The sequence below is a fragment of the Streptomyces meridianus genome, from assembly GCF_023703325.1.
GTDB lineage: Bacteria > Actinomycetota > Actinomycetes > Streptomycetales > Streptomycetaceae > Streptomyces > Streptomyces meridianus.
The window spans coordinates 49,341-66,766 of record NZ_JAMQGM010000002.1 but is presented as its reverse complement, the minus strand read 5'-3'; the positions used below and the strand labels follow the sequence as shown (position 1 = coordinate 66,766).

Sequence of the window (17,426 nt, the reverse complement as noted above, 5' to 3'; positions counted from 1 at the left end):
CGGCAGCCGACGCCGGGCCGGCCGGGTCCCGCACAGGACTGCGCCCCGGCTCGCGGAGAACTCCTCGCACCGTCCGCGTGGTGCACGCCGCGGCGGGCGTCCTGGCCGTCGCCGCCTTCGCCTGGACGCTCTGGCACGGCCTGCACGAGCAGGCCGCGGCACTGGCGTTCGGGCTGCTGGTGGCCGTGGGGGAACTCACCCGTTGGGGGCCGGGGGCCATGGGCTCCTCCCGGTCGGACGACCGGGAGGTGGCCCCCTTGGGAGCGGCCGGGGCGTTCGCCTACGCCCTGCTCGGCCACAACGACGGCCATCCGACCACGCACGGTGTGGCGCAGATCGTGACCGTCGTTGCCGCGGCGGTGCTCGTCGGAATCACCCCCCACGTCGCTGCGGGGCGCAGTCCGGGCCTCGACCGGCTGGCCCGGCGCGTGATCACCACGGCGTTCGCCGCGGTCTGCTTCCAACCGCTGTACAACTCGGGGTGGTTCGGGACCTGGGCGGACGGCGGGCCGTACTATCCGGCCTGCGTCCTGCTGCTGCTCGCCCTGTCGGTCGTGTCCGACGCGGTGCTGTGCGCCACACTGGCCCGCGCTCGTACCGGCTGGCCGTACGGGCCGCTGCTGCGCGACCATCTGCGGGGCCTGCTCGGCATCGGTTCGGCGGTCTGCGCGACCGGAGCGGTGATCGCGCTCGCCGTCGCGGCCGTCGGTCTGTGGGCGCTGCCCGTGTTCTGCGTGCCCCTGCTGCTGACCCAGTACTCGTTCCGCCGCTACGCCTCCATCCGTGCCACCTACCGGCAGACCATCGCCTCGCTCGCCAGGGCCACGGAGATCGCGGGCTACACCCCGACCGGGCACGCCCGCCGGGTCGCGGCGCTCAGCAGGGCGGTGGGCCGGGAACTCGGACTGTCCGAGTCGGAGCTGACCGTGCTCGAGTACGCGGCCCTGATGCACGACATCGGCCAGCTCTCCCTCGTCGACCCGGTTCCCGACGGTGCGACGGAGTCGCTGCCGCAGGAGGAGCAGCGCCGAATCGCGCTGCTGGGGAGTGCCGTCGTCCGGCAAACGGGAGTCCCCGCGGAAGTGGCCGTCGTCGTGGAGCGGCAGGCGGACCCCTACCGTGAGCAGCCGCCTGCGGCCCGCATCATCCGTGCGGTGAACGCCTACGAGGACCTGACCGGGCGGGAGCGACGGCCGGAGGGACCGCTGAGTGTTCTCGAGCACCTCAGGCTGTCCACGGCCCGGGACTACGAACCCCGGGTGGTCGAGGCGCTGGCGCAGGTGGTGGCCCGGGGCGGGGACCTGCTGCGAACCCATGAGTAATGAGCGGCCCCCCGGATGGGCATGGTTGGATGCGAAACAGATGGTTCGGCGGGCGTCGGGGCGGCAAGGAGCCAGGTGTGGACGTCGCCTCCGGAACAGGAAAGGGGCCGGGCTGAGACGGTGGCCGATCTGTGGCAGGTTGGGCACCGGGGAGCGCCGCCGCAGTCGACAGGACGGCGGGGACGCAGTGCGGGAGGGGCGGCACAGCCGGCGACACGAGGCCGGCGGCGCGGCACTGGCAACAAGGGGCAACCGGCAGGCGGGAATCGTGAGAATCTTCGGAAAGGTACGGCACCGGCCCTCCGCCTCGTGGCGGCAGGCGACGGACCGCGCGTTCACGCTCATCGGTGACGGCCGTTACGAGGACGCGGGCGCTCTGCTGACCCGCGCGGCGGATCTCGAGCCGTGGCTTGCGGAGTCCTGGTTCAATCTCGCGCTGCTGCACAAGTTCCGGCACGACTGGGAGCAGGCGCGCTCCGCGGGCCTGCGCGCCGTCGCCCTGCTCGACCGGGAGACGGGTGCCCCGGACTGGTGGAATGTGGGCATCGCGGCCACCGCGCTGCAGGACTGGGCGCTGGCCCGCCGGGCGTGGCAGGCGTACGGGCTGAAGGTTCCCGGCGAGGAGACCTCGTCGGGCGAGCCACTGGGCATGGAACTCGGCAGTGCGGCCGTGCGGCTGTCGCCGGAGGGCGAGGCCGAGGTGGTCTGGGGCCGGCGGCTGGACCCGGCCCGTATCGAGGTGCTGAGCATTCCGCTGCCGTCGTCGGGACGGCGCTGGGGCGAAGTGGTGCTGCACGACGGCGTTCCGCACGGTGAGCGGACCATCTCCTCCGGCCCGTCGTTCCCGGTCTTCGACGAGATCGAGCTGTGGGCGCCGTCGCCGGTGCCCACGTGGGTGGTGCTGCTGGAGGCGGCGACCGAGGCGGACCGAGACGCGCTGGAGCAACTGGCGGCGGACGCCGGGTACGCCGCGGAGGACTGGTCTTCGTCGGTGCGGTTGCTGTGCCGGATGTGCTCCGAGAGCCGGATGCCGAGCGACGAGGGGGACGGCGAGCACCTCGATCCGCACGATCACAGCGAACCCGGCCACCCCGGGCCGCTGGGCCACCGGACAGCAGGCGATCTGTGGGTACCGGAGCGGGAGTGCGGGATAGCCGCCCCCTCCGCACTGGTCCGGGGGATGCTCGACGGCTGGGTCGCGGACAGCCCGGACACCCGTGAGTGGCGGGATCTGGAAGAGGTCTGCTGAGGGCCCCCGTAGTCTGTACGGGATCGCGTGACGGGGAACTGAGGAAGGCGTACGGCGGAGATGGCGCAGCAGTCGGTGTTCGAGGACGAGAACCAGCAGGGGGAGACCGGGCCCGGCCCGCAGTTCCTGGACGACACGGTCGACGCCGATGCCCGTGAGAAGGCGCACCGCGAGCGCGGCACCGCTAGGCCGGTCACTGTGGTGGGCAACCCGGTGCTGCACAAGCGCTGTCAGGACGTGACCGAGTTCGGTGACGGGCTCGAGCGGCTGGTCGACGACATGTTCGCCAGCCAGCGGGCGGCCGAGGGCGTCGGCCTGGCGGCCAACCAGATCGGCGTGGATCTCCGGGTGTTCGTGTACGACTGCCCGGACGACGACGGTGTCCGGCACGTGGGGGCGATCTGCAACCCGGTGATCGACGAACTGCCGGCGGAGCGCCGGGTGCTCGACGACTCCAACGAGGGCTGTCTGTCGGTTCCGACCGCGTACGCCTCACTGCCGCGGCCCGACTATGCGATCTGCCGTGGCCAGGACCTCCAGGGCAACCCGATCGCCGTCGAGGGCACCGGCTACTTCGCGCGCTGCCTCCAGCACGAGACGGACCACCTCGACGGCTACCTGTACATCGACCGGCTGTCCAAGCGCGACCGCAAGGACGCCCTGCGGCAGATGGCCGAGGGCACGCCGCGCTACGAGACGGTTCCGAACGACTAGCGCGACGTCGGGGCATCCGCCCCGCAACGACGACCGGTGACGAGGCCGGCCCGCCGGGGCCGGCCTCTCGCGTTCCCCGTTCTCCGCGGAAGACCAGGCTTGTCGCGAGCATGACTCACTCGTCAATGCCTTGACGCCAGGGCAGCACGATCGGCTTGAGATGATGCGCCATCCAGCGGCCCCCGCAGGGGTGGCAGCGGACCGGAGCGCTCCCGGGAGTACCCGGTAAACGGCCTGCTGAGGGCAGTGGCGCCCTCGTCGGCACCGCCTGACACGGGGCCCTGGGAGGAGGCATGCCCACGTTTGCCTACTGTTAGTCTCCCCGCACTTGCACTGGGTAACCAAAGCGCGGTGCAGACGTACGAAGGGCAAAGGGAAACATGCGCAAGCTTCAGCAGGTCGCGATCGTCGTCGCTGCGGTCGGTGGCCTGGCCACCATCGGTGCGGGCAGTGCCGCCGCTGACGCGCCCCCCGCCGGCGGTCAGCAGGCCGCTCCGCAGCAGCAGGACCAGGGTGCACAGCAGCAGGCGCCGCAGCAGCAGTCCCAGCAGCAGGCGCCGCAGCAGCAGGCCCGGCAGCAGAGTCCCGAGCAGCAGATGCGGCAGTCCGCGATGCGGGAGCAGACCTCCGGTTGGGCGCGCTACCAGGCTCCGCAGCAGCAGGACCAGTCCCAGCAGCAGGCATCGCAGCAGCAGAACCAGGGTCAGCAGCAGGCGCAGGCTCCGCAGCGACAGGACCAGTCGCAGCAGCAGGGGGTGTCCGTGGGGACACAGGACCTGGGTGTGCAGCAGCCCGCCACGCAACAGCACGCTCAGCAGGCTCCGCACTACCGCATGTCCGATCTGGCGCAGCAGGTCCGGCAGCAGCAGGCCCAGCGGCAGGCTCAGGCTCAGCCGCAGCTTCAGCAGCAGGCTCCGCAGCAGCAGTCGCAGGCTCAGCAGCAGGCCCCCCAGGCTCAGCAGCAGAACCAGCAGGTTCAGCAGCAGGCTCCGCAGCAGCAGTCGCAGAACCAGGTGCCCCAGGCTCAGCAGCAGAACCAGGTTCCGCAGCAGAACCAGGCCCCGCAGCAGAACCAGCAGGTTCCGCAGCAGCAGTCGCAGGTCCAGGCTCCCCAGGCCCCGCAGCAGAACCAGGTTCCGCAGCAGCAGTCGCAGAACCAGGTGCCCCAGGCTCAGCAGCAGAACCAGGCCCCGCAGCAGAACCAGCAGCTTCAGCGACAGGTGCCGCAGCAGCAGGCCCCGCAGCAGCAGTCGCAGAACCAGCAGGCCACGCAGCAGCAGAACCAGGCTCCGCGGCAGGACCGCGAGCGGCGGCAGGCCCCGCGTCAGCAGACGGTCACGGAGCAGGTCAACACCCAGGCGGCTCCCACGGTCAACCGGCTGGACGCGGAGCTCGACGCCCTGCGTCCGGAGATGTGCAACGAGCGGACGCTGCACGAGGTCAACGTCTACCCCACCGACAGCAACAAGCCCATGCGCCTGCAGAGCATGACCTGCCGTCAGCTCGGCGTCGCGGACATCCGCTGACGCTCGCAATGCATCGTCGTACCGCGTACCGCGAAGCCCCCGAAGGGTTCACGCCCTTCGGGGGCTTCGTGCCTGCGGCTGGTCCCACCAGGTGAAACACCGTCACCCTGAAGAACTCCACAACGAACAAAGACGACAAAAAGCATATAAGCTCCATTACGGAAACAGCACGGACGGCGACGTACCGTGTCCGGATCTCGTGGAAGTGGAGACGTGATGCGCAAGCTTCGTAAGGCTGCTGTGGTGGCCGTCATGGTGGGCGGCATGGGGATGCTCGGTGCCGGTGTGGCTGCGGCCGGTGGCCACGGTGGAGGTGGCGGTGGTGACTTCACCGTCGAGAATCCGCAGTTCCTGAACTGTGCCTACACCAACAACACCGCGAGCGGTCTGACTCAGGTCCCTGCGGCCGTTACGGGCGACCTTGTCCAGACGATGAACCTCGGCAACGTCTGCCCGCAGGTCGGTCCGCGCTTCGACTTCTGAGCGTCGTCGACGATCGGGTAAGGGCGGAACCCCGGACTCCGGTCCGGGGTTCCGCCCTCGTGTGTCGGCGGCTCGGCTGTCGGCCGGTCATGAGGACGCCGTCTCGTGTGGCCCCTCCCGCCGTTCATCCGCCTCGCAGGGTGCGTTCTGGTGCGAATGAGTCATTGTCAAGATGAAGCGCGTCAAAACCGTCCGAAAATCTCATCTATGCATAGAGTTTCCGTCTTGTAGGGGCATGATCGATCGCCGATCTTGTCGACTCTCGTGGGAATGGAGATGTGATGCGCAAGCTTCGCAAGGCCGCGGTTGTGGCCGTCATGGCCGGCAGCATGGGCATGTTCGGCGCCGGTGTCGCGGCTGCCGGTGGTCACGACGGCGGTGGCAGTGGCGGCAACTTCCTCGTCAACAACCCGCAGTTCCTGAACTGCGCGTACAGCGAGAACAGCGCGACCGCCCTCACGCAGGCCACCGGCGCTGTCACGGGTGACGCGACCCAGACGATGAACCTGGGCAACGTCTGTGCGCAGACCGGCCCCGTCTTCGGCGGCTGAGCGCTGCTGTTGCTCGAATGAGGCGGGCCCTGGACTCCGGTCCGGGGCCCGCACTCGTCCGTCTGCTGTCCGCCGGATGTGGGAGCTGCGCGGTCCGGCCCTTGCGTGCGTGGTGCGGGGCTCCGGTCGCAAGGCTCCGTCAGGCTGCGGGTGTACGGCGCGGATCGCAGCCGTCCGTGCGTGGGAGGCGGGCCATTCGAGTCATTGCATTCACAAATCGTGCCAAAATGCAGTGAAACTCCCATCGATGCATAGAGTGTCTGTCCGGTAGCGGCATGATCGATCGCCGATCTTGTCGATTCTCATGGGAATGGAGATGTGATGCGCAAGCTTCGCAAGGCTGCGGTTGTGGCCGTCATGGTCGGCAGCATGGGCATGTTCGGCGCCGGCGTTGCGGCTGCCGGTGGTCACGGTGACGGCGGCACGGGCCTCGGCGACTTCATCGTCAACAACCCGCAGTTCATGAACTGCGAGTACAGCGGCAACACCGCGACCGGCCTCACTCAGGTCACGGGTGCCGCTGTCGACGGTGACACCACCCAGACGATGAACCTGGGCAACGTCTGCGCGCAGACCGGCCCGGTCTTCGAGGGCTGACCTGTCGTCGATCGGATCGAGCGGGTCCCGGACTCCGGTTCGGGGCCCGCTCTCCCGTGTTTGCCGGGGACGGCCGGCGAGCGCCTGCAGCCGGCAGGCCCGAGGGGTGGGCCGCCTCGGGCCGCCGCGGCGCCATGTCGTTCCTGATGCTATGACGCTTCATCAAGTGCCCAGCGATGCGGCACTGTTCGCCACCGGTGTGCGCCTCCGGGGCGAAGGAACCGATGCAAATGAGTGGCAACATTTGCTGACCGTGTCAAGAGCGATCGAAGTTCTCATTCGTGCATAGAGTTCGTGTCCTGTAGAGGCATGATCGATCGCCGATCTTGTCGATTCTCATGGGAATGGAGATGTGATGCGCACGCTTCGCAAGGCCGCTGTGGTGGCCGTCATGGTCGGTAGCGTCGGCATGTTCGGTGCCGGGGCGGCTTCTGCCCACGGTTCCAACGGAGGCGGCGGCAAGGCTCCGGGCGACTTCGTCGTGAACAACCCGCAGTTCCTGAACTGCGCGTACAGCGGCAACAGCGCGTCCGTCCTGAGCCAGATCACCGGCGGTGAGGCTCTGGGTGACGCCACCCAGACGATGAACCTGGGCAACGTCTGTGCGCAGACCGGCCCGGCCTTCGAGAGCTGATCGGGGCTGACTGCCTGTCGGGGTCGGGCTCCGGAGCGTGGGCTCCGGAGCCCGACCCCGAATGGTGCAGGGCTTCCCGCACCGGCTGCGTGGCGTTTGTCGGCGCATTGTGCCGAATGGTCCCGCCGAGAGACTCCGCTCGGTCGAAAAACTGGCGATTCCATCCTAAAGTACTGCATAAGGTCCATTGCTGCCTATAGTTGCCAATTGTTGTGGACGTGGCCCTCGTGTGCTGCGTCAACCCCGTGGAACTGGAGATGTGATGCGCAAGCTTCGCAAGGCCGCTGTGGTGGTCGTCATGGTCGGTAGCGTCGGCATGTTCGGCGCCGGCTCGGCCTTCGCCAACGACATGTACGGCTCGGAGAAGGGCTACGGCCACCACGAGTCGGAGAAGGGTCACCACGACTCCGACAAGGGCTGGGACAAGGGTGACAAGGGTCACCACAAGTCGAAGAAGGAAGAGGCGCTCGAGGCGCCCGACTTCATCGTCAACAACCCGCAGTACATGGACTGCAGCTACACGGAGAACTCGGCCAGCCTCCTGAGCCAGGCCACTGTGGCGGCCGTCGGCGGCGCTTCCACGCAGACGATGAACCTGGGCAACGTCTGTGCGCAGACCGGCCCGGTCTTCGGGGACGGCGAGGACTGATTTCGCTTCATCGCAGGGCGGGTTCCGGGAGTTCGTCCGGGACCCGCCCTGCGGCATCTCCTCGCCACCTCGCGCCGGCGGGGTGGCCGCCGCGGAGTTGACGTTGCGTAGCGCACGAGGGCGGCAGCCAATGAGGCGACCCGCCGGGCAAGAGCTTTAAAACCCGACATAGGCGTATAGAGTTGCCCTGACTCAGGGGCACGACTGATCACTGAACGTGTCAAGTCCATTGAACTGGAGATGTGATGCGCAAGCTTCGCGAGGCCGCCGTGGTGGCGCTCATGGTCGGCAGCGTCGGCATGCTCGGTGCGGGTACGGCCGCTGCCCATGTGGGCAAGGGCACGGACGGCCGCAAGGTGACGTCGCACGCGGCCAAGTCGCACGACGCGAAGAAGGCCAAGCAGGCCGAGAAGGAGCCGGCCGCGCAGGAGAGCGCGAAGAGTCAGGAGAGCGTGGCCGCGCAGGACGAGACGGCCACGGAGGACCGCGCCGCCGCGGAGAACGGAACGGCCAACGGGGCCGCGGGGGAGCCCACGGTTCCCGTGCACAACCCGCAGCGCCTTGACTGCGACTACGAGAACAACAACGTGTTCATGCCCGTCAATGTCGCCATCACCGTGTTCGGTGACTCGACGGCGAAGCAGAACATCGGCAACATCTGCCCGCAGACGGGCCCGTCCTTCGACGACTGACCCGCGAAGGCCGAACGACGAGCGGGTTCCTCTCCGGGGCCCGCTCGTCCGGTCCCCCGGCGTTCTGCCCGGGCGATGCCGGCGCTGCAGGTCCTGTGGGTGCTTCGAGAACAGCTCCGTAACCGATCAAAGGAACAGAGACATGCGTAGAGCAACGAAACCGGCCGTCGTCGCGGGAGTCCTGGGGGGCATTGTCCTGATGGCTCTCGGTGCAGTCGCCGCCCAGGCGGACGACGGCAACGGTGAGCAGTGCACGACGAGCGGGAACGTCACCCGCTGCTCCTACAGCGACCAGTACAGCTACACGACCGATGACGGCCGTTCGGTGACCGTCGTCAGCGAGCAGACGCTCAGCTGCCAGGGCACGCCGAGCCGCATCGAGACGCCGGTCCAGGACGCGAACGGAAGGACCACGGGGTCGGTCGCCACGGGCAGTGTGTGCGTGCAGAACGGCCGCAGCTTCCGCTCGTAGAGCCCGCCCGCGAACTGCGTTCCAGGCTTCCGATGGCCCTTCGCTTCACGGCGAGGGGCCCTCGTGTGTCCGGCTGCCATATGACGTGGTGTGCCGTCGGGCGATGCGGTGCTCGGCGGTCCTGGGCGGCGCAGGCGGCTCTCGTCATCGTTTGTCACCTCCCGGTCCGGGGCCCCGTGTGGCCCCGAAGCGATGCCGGTGCGGCCGCATGATGCGGGCGGTAACCCGATCACCGCGGATTCCACTCTCCAAGTGGCGGAGCCGGAGAATCCGACTAACTTCGTCACTGTACGAGCATGATCAGTGACTGATCGTGTAGACCTCGCAGAGTTGGAGATGTGATGCGCAAGCTTCAGAAGGCTGCTGTCGTCGTTGCCATGCTCGGCGGCATGGGCGCCCTCGGCGTCGGCACGGCCCAGGCCGCCCCCACCCAGGACCCGGTGACCGTGGTCGTCACGCAGGAGTGCTCCGCCACCGGTGGCGAAGGCGGCGCCTCCGGTGACGCCGCGGTCGGCGACTACACGATCGGGGAAGCGTCGTCCACCGGTGGCGAGGGTGGCGCCGCCACGACCGTCTGCACCGTCACGATCAGCGGCTGACGTACCGGTGGCCGCCCTGCGGGGCTGCCATCACCTCCCCCTTGAGTCGCAAGCCCGGCCGGCCGGGGGCCTCGTCCCGCCCCCGGCCGGCCTGCGGTTCGTCAGAAATCGTCGTCGAACGCCACCGAGCCCTCGACGGCCACCTGGTAGGCGGACGCCCGGCGCTCGAAGAAGTTCGTCAGCTCCTGGACGTTCTGGAGCTCCATGAACGAGAACGGGTTCGACGAGCCGTAGCGCGCCGGCAGCCCGAGACGCGCGAGCCGCTGGTCGGCGACGCACTGCAGGTACTCGCGCATCGAGTCGGTGTTCATACCCGGCAGGCCGTCCCCGCACAGGTCGCGCGCGAACTGCAGCTCGGCCTCGACCGCCTCCTCCAGCATCGCCGTGACCTGCCGGCCCATCTCCTCGTCGAAGAGGTCGGGCTCTTCCTGGCGCACCGTGTCGACTACCTGGAATGCGAAGTCCATGTGCATCGACTCGTCGCGGAACACCCAGTTGGTGCCCGTCGCCAGACCGTGCAGCAGGCCCCGTGAGCGGAACCAGTACACGTAGGCGAACGCCCCGTAGAAGAACAGGCCCTCGATGCAGGCCGCGAAGCAGATCAGGTTGAGCAGGAACCGGCGGCGGTCGGCCTTGGTCTCCAGTCGTTCGATCCGCTCCACCGAGTCCATCCAGCGGAAGCAGAACTGCGCCTTCTCGCGGATCGACGGGATGTTCTCGACGGCGGCGAACGCGTCGCCCCGGTCGTCCGGATCGGGCAGGTACGTGTCCAGCAGAGTCAGATAGAACTGGACGTGCACCGCCTCCTCGAACAGCTGCCGGGACAGGTACAGCCGCGCCTCGGGGGAGTTGATGTGCTTGTAGAGGGTGAGCACCAGGTTGTTCGCGACGATCGAGTCACCCGTCGCGAAGAACGCGACGAGACGGCTGATCATGTGCTGTTCCCCGGGGGACAGCTTGCCGAGGTCGGCCACGTCCGAGTGGAGGTCGACCTCCTCCACGGTCCAGGTGTTCTTGATCGCATCGCGGTAGCGCTCGTAGAAGTCCGGGTAGCGCATCGGACGCAGGGTCAGCTCGAACCCCGGGTCCAGCAGGTTCTTCTCCCGGCCGGACGTCGCGGTGTCCACCGTGTGGGCGGCCGTGGCGGGGGTGGGGGCGGGGGTGGTCATTACTGGCATGCCTCGCAGGACTCGGGGTTCTCCAGGGAGCAGGCGATCGCCTCGTCCGGGCTCGCCTGCTGGGCGGGAACGGTCGCGGCGGGGGCCGCGGCCGACGTGCCGGCGGCGGCTCGCGCGATCCGGGTGGCAGGCCGGGACCGCAGGTAGTAGGTGGTCTTCAGGCCCTGCTTCCAGGCGTAGGCGTACATCGAGCTGAGCTTGCCGATGGTGGGCGAGGCCATGAAGAGGTTCAGCGACTGACTCTGGTCCAGGTAGGGCGTACGGGCCGCGGCCATGTCGATCAGGGCGCGCTGCGGCAGTTCCCACGCCGTGCGGTAGAGCCGGCGCACGTCCTCGGGGATCCAGGCGAAGTCCTGCACCGAGCCGTTGGACTCGCGCAGGGCCTCGCGCGTCCGGGCGTCCCACACTCCGAGCTGCTTCAGCTCCTCGACCAGGTACGAGTTGACCTGGAGGAACTCGCCGGACAGGGTCTCGCGCTTGAACAGGTTGGACACCTGCGGCTCGATGCACTCGTACACCCCGGCGACCGAGGCGATGGTGGCCGTCGGCGCGATGGCCAGCAACAGCGAGTTGCGCAGGCCGGTCGCGGCGATCCGGGTGCGCAGTGCGGCCCAGCGGTCCGTCAGCTCCGGGTCCGCAGTTGCGTCCGGATAGTGGTCGGGGTGCAGGACTCCGCGGGATGCCCGGGTCGAGGACCAGGCGCGATGCGGGCCGTGCCGCTCGGCCAGGTCGCAGGAGGCCTCGTAGGCCGCCAGCATGATGCGCTCGGCGATCCGCGTGGAGAGGCCGACGGCCTCCGCGGAGTCGAACGGCAGCTTCAGACGGAAGAAGACGTCCTGGAGGCCCATCACGCCCAGGCCCACCGGGCGCCAGCGGCCGTTGGACGCCGCGGCCTGCTCGGTCGGGTAGAAGTTGATGTCGACCACCCGGTCGAGAAACGTCACCGCCGTGCGCACGGTGGCGTCCAGGCGCTCCCAGTCCATCTCGCCGTCGTCCCCGAGGTGCGCACCGAGGTTGACGGATCCGAGGTTGCAGACGGCGGTCTCGCCGTTGTCGGTGACCTCGAGGATCTCGGTGCAGAGGTTCGACGAGTGCACGACCGCCCCGAGCCCGGCGGTCTGGTTGGCGGTGCGGTTGGACGTGTCCTTGAACGTCATCCAGCCGTTCCCGGTCTGGGCCAGCGTCCGCATCATCCGCGCGTAGAGCCGCCGGGCGGGCACCTGCTTCGTGAAGCGGCCTTCCGCCTCGGCCCGGCGGTAGGCCGTGTCGAACTCCTCCCCCCACAGGTCGACCAGTTCGGGCGCATCGGAGGGCGAGAACAGCGACCAGTCCGCGTCTGCCTCGACCCGTCGCATGAACTCGTCCGGGATCCAGTGCGCGAGATTGAGGTTGTGCGTCCGGCGGGCCTCCTCGCCGGTGTTGTCCCGCAACTCCAGGAACTCCTCGACGTCGGCATGCCAGGTCTCGAGGTAGACGCAGGCGGCTCCCTTGCGCCGGCCGCCCTGGTTCACCGCCGCCACCGAGGCGTCGAGGGTGCGCAGGAACGGCACGATTCCGTTGGAGTGCCCGTTGGTGCCCCGGATCAGCGAGCCGCGCGAGCGCACGCGGCTGTAGGGGATGCCGATTCCGCCTGCGTGCTTCGACAGCCTGGCGACCTGGTGGTAGCGCTCGTAGATCGAGTCGAGTTCGTCCAGCGGGGAGTCCAGCAGGTAGCAGGAGGACATCTGCGGGTGACGGGTGCCGGAGTTGAAGAGGGTGGGGGAGCTCGGGAGGTAGTCGAGGCGGCTCATCAGCCGGTACAGCGAGGCGACGTCGTCCACGGCTCGTTCGCTCGCGCCCTCGGCGAGACCGCAGGCGACGCGCAGCATGAAGTGCTGGGGTGTCTCGATCACCTGACGGGTTGTCGGGTGGCGCAGCAGATAGCGGCTGTGCAGGGTGCGCAGGCCGAAGTAGCCGAAGCGGTCGTCGGCGCCCTCGGCCAGGGCTGTCTCGACCAGGGCGTCGAGGCCTCGGGCGTGCGACCGGACGAACTCCGCGGTGTCGTCGGCGATCAGTCCGGCGCGGTGGCCGACGGCGACGGAGGTGGAGAAGGAGACCGCCCCCTGGCCCGCGGCTTCGTCCGCCACGGCCCGGGTCAGCAGCCGGGCGGCGAGGCGGGAGTACTCGGGGTCCTCGGAGATGAGCCCCGCCGCGGCCTCCGCGGCCAGCGCCCGCAACTCGGCCTCGTCCGAACCCTCGTGGCGGCCACGCAGCGCGGAGGCCGCGACCCGTCCGGGGTCGGTCGACGGGAGGTCGGCGGCGAGGTCGGTCAGGGTGCGCAGCAGGGCGGCTCCGGGGCCACCCTCGTTCTCGATGCCGTCAGCTGACCGCCGGCTCGTCGCCGCAGGTGATGCGGACACGATGCTCACGTGAGCTCTCCCTCTCTGCGCAGGCCTGGCGGGGGGAGCGACGAGCGCATGCGGGCACACGTCCGTCAGGGCCGGACCTGCCGCCTCGATGCCCGTCGGCCCACCCCACGAGGCCCGGACGATGCAACGCCCGGTTCGGTCGATCCGGGCGGGCTGTCGGCAGGTGGCCGGACTTGACGGTGCAGCGAAAAGGGCACGTCTGCACCGTTGCGGGACAGTTCCGGATTTGCACCGGATTCCCCTGCGGCGACAGCTCGATGAGCATACATGTTGTGCCATCTTCCGTGGGCAGCACCAGATGTTGTGTCTCGCCGTCAGAATCGCCCTTTGCAGGGGGAACAGTCGAGGGCCGGCGAACGACCCGTGCAGGCACCGGATCGCAGGTCTCGGATTCGTGGGGCGTTCCCGATCCCAAACATCCGCGGAACTCCGGGGCCCGGCCCGCGGAAGCCGGCTCAGCCCGCGAGGGAGAGCGCTCCCGCGCCGAGCACCGCCAGGGCGTAGCAGCAGATGCCCGCCGTCACCGCGCGGGTGCGGCGACATTCGGGCCAGTCGGTGCGGGACAGCAGCCAGGCGAGGGCGGGCAGCACGAGGACGCCGTGGAGGCAGACGCCGTGCAGCGGTTTGAGGAACCCGACGACGTGGTAGGCCAGTTGCCGGTCACCGGCCTTCTCGGTCGCCACCCCGCGGGCGATCATTGCGGCGCCGGAGGCGAGGGCGACGAGCATGGCGGCGAATCCGGCGCGCAGTGCCAGCCGCATGCTCGGCCGCTGCTGCGCGGAGCCGCGTCCGAAAGCCTGCACGGCGAGGGTGGTCAGGACGAGAACGAGGACGCCACCGCCCGCCGCCAGCAGGGTCGAGACCGTCGAGTCGAAGGGCGTCTCACGGTTGATGTGCGAGGGTACGCCGCGCCAGGCCTGCAAGGTCACCCCTGTCACCTCGAGGACGCTGTCCACGGCCAGCGCCGTCAGCAGCACCGTGCGCAGCCGGGGCCGCAGCGCCAGGTACGAGGCCACCCAGGTGACGGTGATCAGCGTCAGGCCGAAGGACACCCCGAACGTGGTCGGTTTGCGCCAGGAGACGGGACCGTCCCAGGGGCCGCCGTCGACCGCGAAGACCCCGAGATGGAAGATGCCGGAGACCATCAGGGCCAGTCCGGTCGCGTAACAGGCGCGCTCGACGGGGCGGATGTCCGCCCATGCCGCCCTCGCGCGCGGGCCGGCGCCCGCACCGGGGTCTGCTGTGGTTGTCACCGTGGCTCCTTCACCGTCGTCCGGACCGCCACTGTGACGCGGATCCGCCGGCCGGGCGTCGTCCTCCGCGCGGCAAGCGCCGTACGCCGAGGGGAGTGTCCGAACGGCGTCGCCCCCCTTCCCCGGGAGAGGAAAGGGGGGCGACGCCTGGTGACGAGGTGACGCGTGCGCCGGCGGAGGCGTCAGTGAGCGCCCGTCGGGGAGGGGAGTTCCTGCTGGACGCCCGGATCGCCCGCGTCCGCCGTGTAGTCCGCCGGGGACGTCTCGTCGAGGCCGTCGGGAGCCTTGGCGAGCCGGAAGGCGAAGGTGAGAACCACGACGACCAGAACGTTCAGGACGAACGCCGTCAGGCCGATGTAGCCGATCTCCCCGATTCCCGGGATAACGGCCGAGCTGCCACCGAAGTGTTTCTGAGTGGGGCTGGCCACGCCGTAGGCGGCCACGGTGCCGTAGATCATGCCGACGGCCCAGCCGGCAATCAGCGCCCACCGGTGGAACCAGCGGGTGAACAGGCCGCCGACCAGTGCCGGGAAGGTCTGCAGGATCCAGATTCCGCCCAGCAGCTGGAAGTTGATCGCGACCGTCTTGTCCATGGTGAGGACGAAGACGAGCGCACCGACCTTCACCAGCAGCGAAGCGATCTTCGAGACCTTCGTCTCCTGGGCCGGCGTGGCATCCGGCTTCAGGAAGTCCTTGTAGATGTTCCTCGTGAACAGGTTCGCCGCGGCGATGGACATGATGGCCGCCGGCACCAGCGCGCCGATGCCGATGGCCGCGAAGGCCACGCCTGCGAACCAGTCCGGGAACATGGTCTCGAAGAGCTGGGGAATGGCCAGCTGTCCGTTCTTCACCTTGATCCCGGCGGCGATCGCCATGAAGCCGAGCAGGGCCAGCAGGCCGAGCATCAGCGAGTACAGCGGCAGAATCGTGGTGTTGCGGCGGATCACTTCACGGCTGCGGCTGGAGAGCGTCGCCGTGATCGAGTGCGGGTACATGAACAGCGCCAGCGCCGAACCGAGCGCCAGCGTTGCGTAGCCCCACTGGGCCGTGTCGCCCGGAACCAGTGCTCCGGCCGGCAGGCCGGTCGCCGGGTTGGTCTTGCTGTACGCGTCCCCGGCCTTCGCGAATATCGCCTCGAAGCCGCCCAGCTTGATCGGGATGTAGATGATCGCCACCGCGATGACGATGTAGATCAGCGTGTCCTTGACGAACGCGATCAGCGCGGGAGCCCGCAGACCCGAGGAGTAGGTGTACGCGGCGAGCACGCCGAACGCGATCAGCAGCGGGAGGTCCTTGACGAACCAGTGCGTGGACTCGCCGCCGCCGACGCCCATCACGTCCAGAACGGCCTGGATGCCGACGAGTTGGAGCGCGATGTACGGCATCGTGGCGAGGATGCCGGTGAGTGCGACGGCCAGCGACAGGCCCTTCGAGCCGAACCGGCCACGCACGAAGTCCGACGTGGTGACGTACCCGTGCTTGTGCGAGACGGACCACAGACGCGGCAGGAACGTGAAGATCAGCGGGTAGACCAGGATCGTGTACGGCACGGCGAAGAAGCCGGCCGCGCCCGCCGCGTAGATCGCGGCCGGGACGGCCACGAACGTGTAGGCGGTGTACAGGTCGCCGCCGAGCAGGAACCACGTGATCCAGGTGCCGAAGCTACGGCCACCCAGGCCCCATTCATCCAGATTGTCGGAGTTGGCGGCGCGCCGCCAGCGCGCCGCGAGGAAGCCCATCACCGTGACGGCGATGAAGAAGAAGACGAAGACCGCAAGTGCGACGATGTTGACGCCCTCGTTCATCACTGCTCACCTCCCCGGCGGGCGCGCCGGTCGCGCCGGATCAGGGTGTACGCAAGCATGGTCAGGCCGGTCGAGACGAGCACCCAGACCATCTGGTACCAGTAGAAGAACGGCATGCCGATCAGCGTCGGCTCGATCCGGCTGTACGAGCCGACCCAGAGCATCGCCAGGAACGGCAGGATGAGGCACACGCCCGCGATCACGCGAGCAGGTGTGACAACGGGCAGACTGTCCGGACTCCTTGCTGGTTGTGGCATCGTTGCAGCTCCGTCCCTTGAGCGATCACCTGGAAACTGGCAGGAAATCTATGGGAGGCGTCGCCCAGCGTCATCCCCCGTCCGCATATCGGTACGGACACGCTTCGCTCAACCGCAGGTCAGAGGCTCCTGAGGCGAGCGGCGAGGGGGTGCCGGACCCAGCCGGCCGCTCTCCGCGACGGTGCGCGCGGTCCACCACGGGGCGTCAGTCCGCGGGACGCTTCAGCCGGGCCACGAACTTGTAGCGGTCACCGCGGTAGACGGAACGCACCCATTCCACCGGCTCCCCGCCAGCGTCGCGCGAGTGCCGGGACAGCATCAGCATCGGCAGCCCCACCTCGGTGCCGAGCAGTCCCGCCTCCCGGGGCGTGGCGAGCGCGGTCTCGATGGTCTCCTCCGCCTCTGCGAGGCGGACGTCGTACACCTCGGCCAGCGCCGTGTAGAGCGAGGCGTACTTGACGAGGCTGCGGCGCAGCGCCGGGAACCGCCGGGCCGGCAGATGGGTCGTCTCGATCGCCATCGGCTCGCCGCTGGCCAGCCGGAGCCGTTCGATGCGCAGTACGCGGTCCCCGGTGGTGATGTCGAGGAGCCCGGCCAGCCGGTCGTCGGCCGTGACGTAGCCGATGTCCAGGAGCTGTGACGCCGGTTCGAGTCCCTGAGCCCTCATGTCCTCGGTGTACGAGGTCAGTTGGAGTGCCTGCGAGACCTTGGGCTTGGCGACGAAGGTGCCCTTGCCCTGGATGCGTTCCAGCCTGCCCTCGACGACCAGCTCCTGGAGCGCCTGCCGCACGGTGGTCCGGGAGGTGTCGAAGTCGGAGGCGAGCGTGCGTTCCGGGGGGACCGGAGTGCCGGGCGCCAGGGTCTCGGTCATCTCCAGCAGATGCCGTTTCAGCCGGTAGTACTTCGGGACGCGCGGAGTGCGTGCCGGGGCCCCCACCCCGCCCTGGCCGCCGTTCCCGGCAGCCCCGTGACCCTGCATGATCAGCCCTTCCGTCCCCGGTCCTGCGGTCGTCACCGGCTCCTCCGTCCGTAGCCGC

The 17,426-nt window shown here is 69.1% G+C and carries 18 protein-coding genes and 1 riboswitch; of the genes, 12 read left to right on the top strand and 6 right to left on the bottom strand.

The genetic code is table 11. The annotated features are described in order from the left end of the window. The first annotated feature begins 77 nt into the window (after window positions 1–77). The 12 genes from M1E25_RS01965 to M1E25_RS01910 all read left to right on the top strand — a co-directional run bounded on the left by M1E25_RS01965 (window position 78) and on the right by M1E25_RS01910 (window position 9,488). The gene (locus M1E25_RS01965) at window positions 78–1,322 is read left to right on the top strand and encodes an HD-GYP domain-containing protein (RefSeq protein ID WP_251408452.1); all 1,245 of its coding nucleotides are present in this window, start codon (window positions 78–80) and stop codon (window positions 1,320–1,322) included. A gap of 268 nt (window positions 1,323–1,590) precedes the next feature. Then, on the top strand, window positions 1,591–2,571 hold the full coding sequence (locus tag M1E25_RS01960; RefSeq protein WP_251408449.1) for a tetratricopeptide repeat protein: 981 nt from the start codon (window positions 1,591–1,593) through the stop codon (window positions 2,569–2,571). A gap of 60 nt (window positions 2,572–2,631) precedes the next feature. Then, window positions 2,632–3,285, top strand: coding sequence for a peptide deformylase (gene def / locus M1E25_RS01955; RefSeq protein WP_251408446.1), 654 nt, complete (start codon window positions 2,632–2,634; stop codon window positions 3,283–3,285). Window positions 3,286–3,665: 380 nt separating this feature from the next. Further along, window positions 3,666–4,811 (top strand): hypothetical protein, encoded by a 1,146-nt coding sequence (locus M1E25_RS01950; RefSeq protein WP_251408443.1) that lies wholly within the window; start codon window positions 3,666–3,668, stop codon window positions 4,809–4,811. A 216-nt stretch (window positions 4,812–5,027) separates the two neighbouring features. Continuing rightward, the gene (locus tag M1E25_RS01945; RefSeq protein WP_251408442.1) at window positions 5,028–5,294 is read left to right on the top strand and encodes a hypothetical protein; all 267 of its coding nucleotides are present in this window, start codon (window positions 5,028–5,030) and stop codon (window positions 5,292–5,294) included. A 281-nt stretch (window positions 5,295–5,575) separates the two neighbouring features. Further along, a complete protein-coding gene (locus M1E25_RS01940; RefSeq protein WP_251408438.1) occupies window positions 5,576–5,845 on the top strand; it encodes a hypothetical protein in 270 nt (89 codons plus the stop codon). A 321-nt stretch (window positions 5,846–6,166) separates the two neighbouring features. Next, the gene (locus M1E25_RS01935; RefSeq protein ID WP_251408435.1) at window positions 6,167–6,442 is read left to right on the top strand and encodes a hypothetical protein; all 276 of its coding nucleotides are present in this window, start codon (window positions 6,167–6,169) and stop codon (window positions 6,440–6,442) included. Window positions 6,443–6,797: 355 nt separating this feature from the next. After that, window positions 6,798–7,076, top strand: a complete 279-nt coding sequence (locus M1E25_RS01930; protein ID WP_251408432.1) for a hypothetical protein — start codon at window positions 6,798–6,800, stop codon at window positions 7,074–7,076. Window positions 7,077–7,338: 262 nt separating this feature from the next. After that, on the top strand, window positions 7,339–7,725 hold the full coding sequence (locus tag M1E25_RS01925; RefSeq protein ID WP_251408429.1) for a hypothetical protein: 387 nt from the start codon (window positions 7,339–7,341) through the stop codon (window positions 7,723–7,725). 245 nt (window positions 7,726–7,970) lie between these two features. Continuing rightward, complete coding sequence (locus tag M1E25_RS01920; RefSeq protein ID WP_251408426.1) at window positions 7,971–8,417, top strand: hypothetical protein; 447 nt, start codon at window positions 7,971–7,973, stop codon at window positions 8,415–8,417. Between the two features lie 142 nt (window positions 8,418–8,559). Beyond that, window positions 8,560–8,889: a hypothetical protein gene (locus M1E25_RS01915; RefSeq protein ID WP_251408423.1), complete on the top strand. Its 330-nt coding sequence runs from the start codon at window positions 8,560–8,562 to the stop codon at window positions 8,887–8,889. A gap of 341 nt (window positions 8,890–9,230) precedes the next feature. Continuing rightward, the gene (locus M1E25_RS01910) at window positions 9,231–9,488 is read left to right on the top strand and encodes a hypothetical protein (protein WP_251408420.1); all 258 of its coding nucleotides are present in this window, start codon (window positions 9,231–9,233) and stop codon (window positions 9,486–9,488) included. A 101-nt stretch (window positions 9,489–9,589) separates the two neighbouring features. On the opposite strand, the gene M1E25_RS01905 is transcribed toward M1E25_RS01910, so the two are convergent. The 6 genes from M1E25_RS01905 to M1E25_RS01880 form a co-directional block, all read right to left on the bottom strand. Next, window positions 9,590–10,657 carry a ribonucleotide-diphosphate reductase subunit beta gene (locus M1E25_RS01905; RefSeq protein ID WP_251408417.1) on the bottom strand — a complete coding sequence of 356 codons (1,068 nt, stop codon included), beginning with the start codon at window positions 10,655–10,657 and terminating at the stop codon, window positions 9,590–9,592. Continuing rightward, the gene (locus M1E25_RS01900) at window positions 10,657–13,065 is read right to left on the bottom strand and encodes a ribonucleoside-diphosphate reductase subunit alpha (RefSeq protein WP_372500508.1); all 2,409 of its coding nucleotides are present in this window, start codon (window positions 13,063–13,065) and stop codon (window positions 10,657–10,659) included. The genes M1E25_RS01905 and M1E25_RS01900 overlap by 1 nt, the downstream gene beginning before the upstream one ends. 150 nt (window positions 13,066–13,215) lie before the next feature. After that, a riboswitch (cobalamin riboswitch) is annotated at window positions 13,216–13,340 on the bottom strand. Between the two features lie 189 nt (window positions 13,341–13,529). Beyond that, complete coding sequence (locus tag M1E25_RS01895; protein WP_372500497.1) at window positions 13,530–14,327, bottom strand: hypothetical protein; 798 nt, start codon at window positions 14,325–14,327, stop codon at window positions 13,530–13,532. 182 nt (window positions 14,328–14,509) lie between these two features. Next, complete coding sequence (gene mctP / locus M1E25_RS01890) at window positions 14,510–16,132, bottom strand: monocarboxylate uptake permease MctP (protein ID WP_251408414.1); 1,623 nt, start codon at window positions 16,130–16,132, stop codon at window positions 14,510–14,512. Beyond that, window positions 16,132–16,389, bottom strand: a complete 258-nt coding sequence (locus M1E25_RS01885) for a DUF3311 domain-containing protein (RefSeq protein WP_251408411.1) — start codon at window positions 16,387–16,389, stop codon at window positions 16,132–16,134. The genes mctP and M1E25_RS01885 overlap by 1 nt, the downstream gene beginning before the upstream one ends. Window positions 16,390–16,594: 205 nt before the next feature. Continuing rightward, the gene (locus M1E25_RS01880) at window positions 16,595–17,368 is read right to left on the bottom strand and encodes a GntR family transcriptional regulator (RefSeq protein WP_251409032.1); all 774 of its coding nucleotides are present in this window, start codon (window positions 17,366–17,368) and stop codon (window positions 16,595–16,597) included. Window positions 17,369–17,426: the final 58 nt, after the last annotated feature.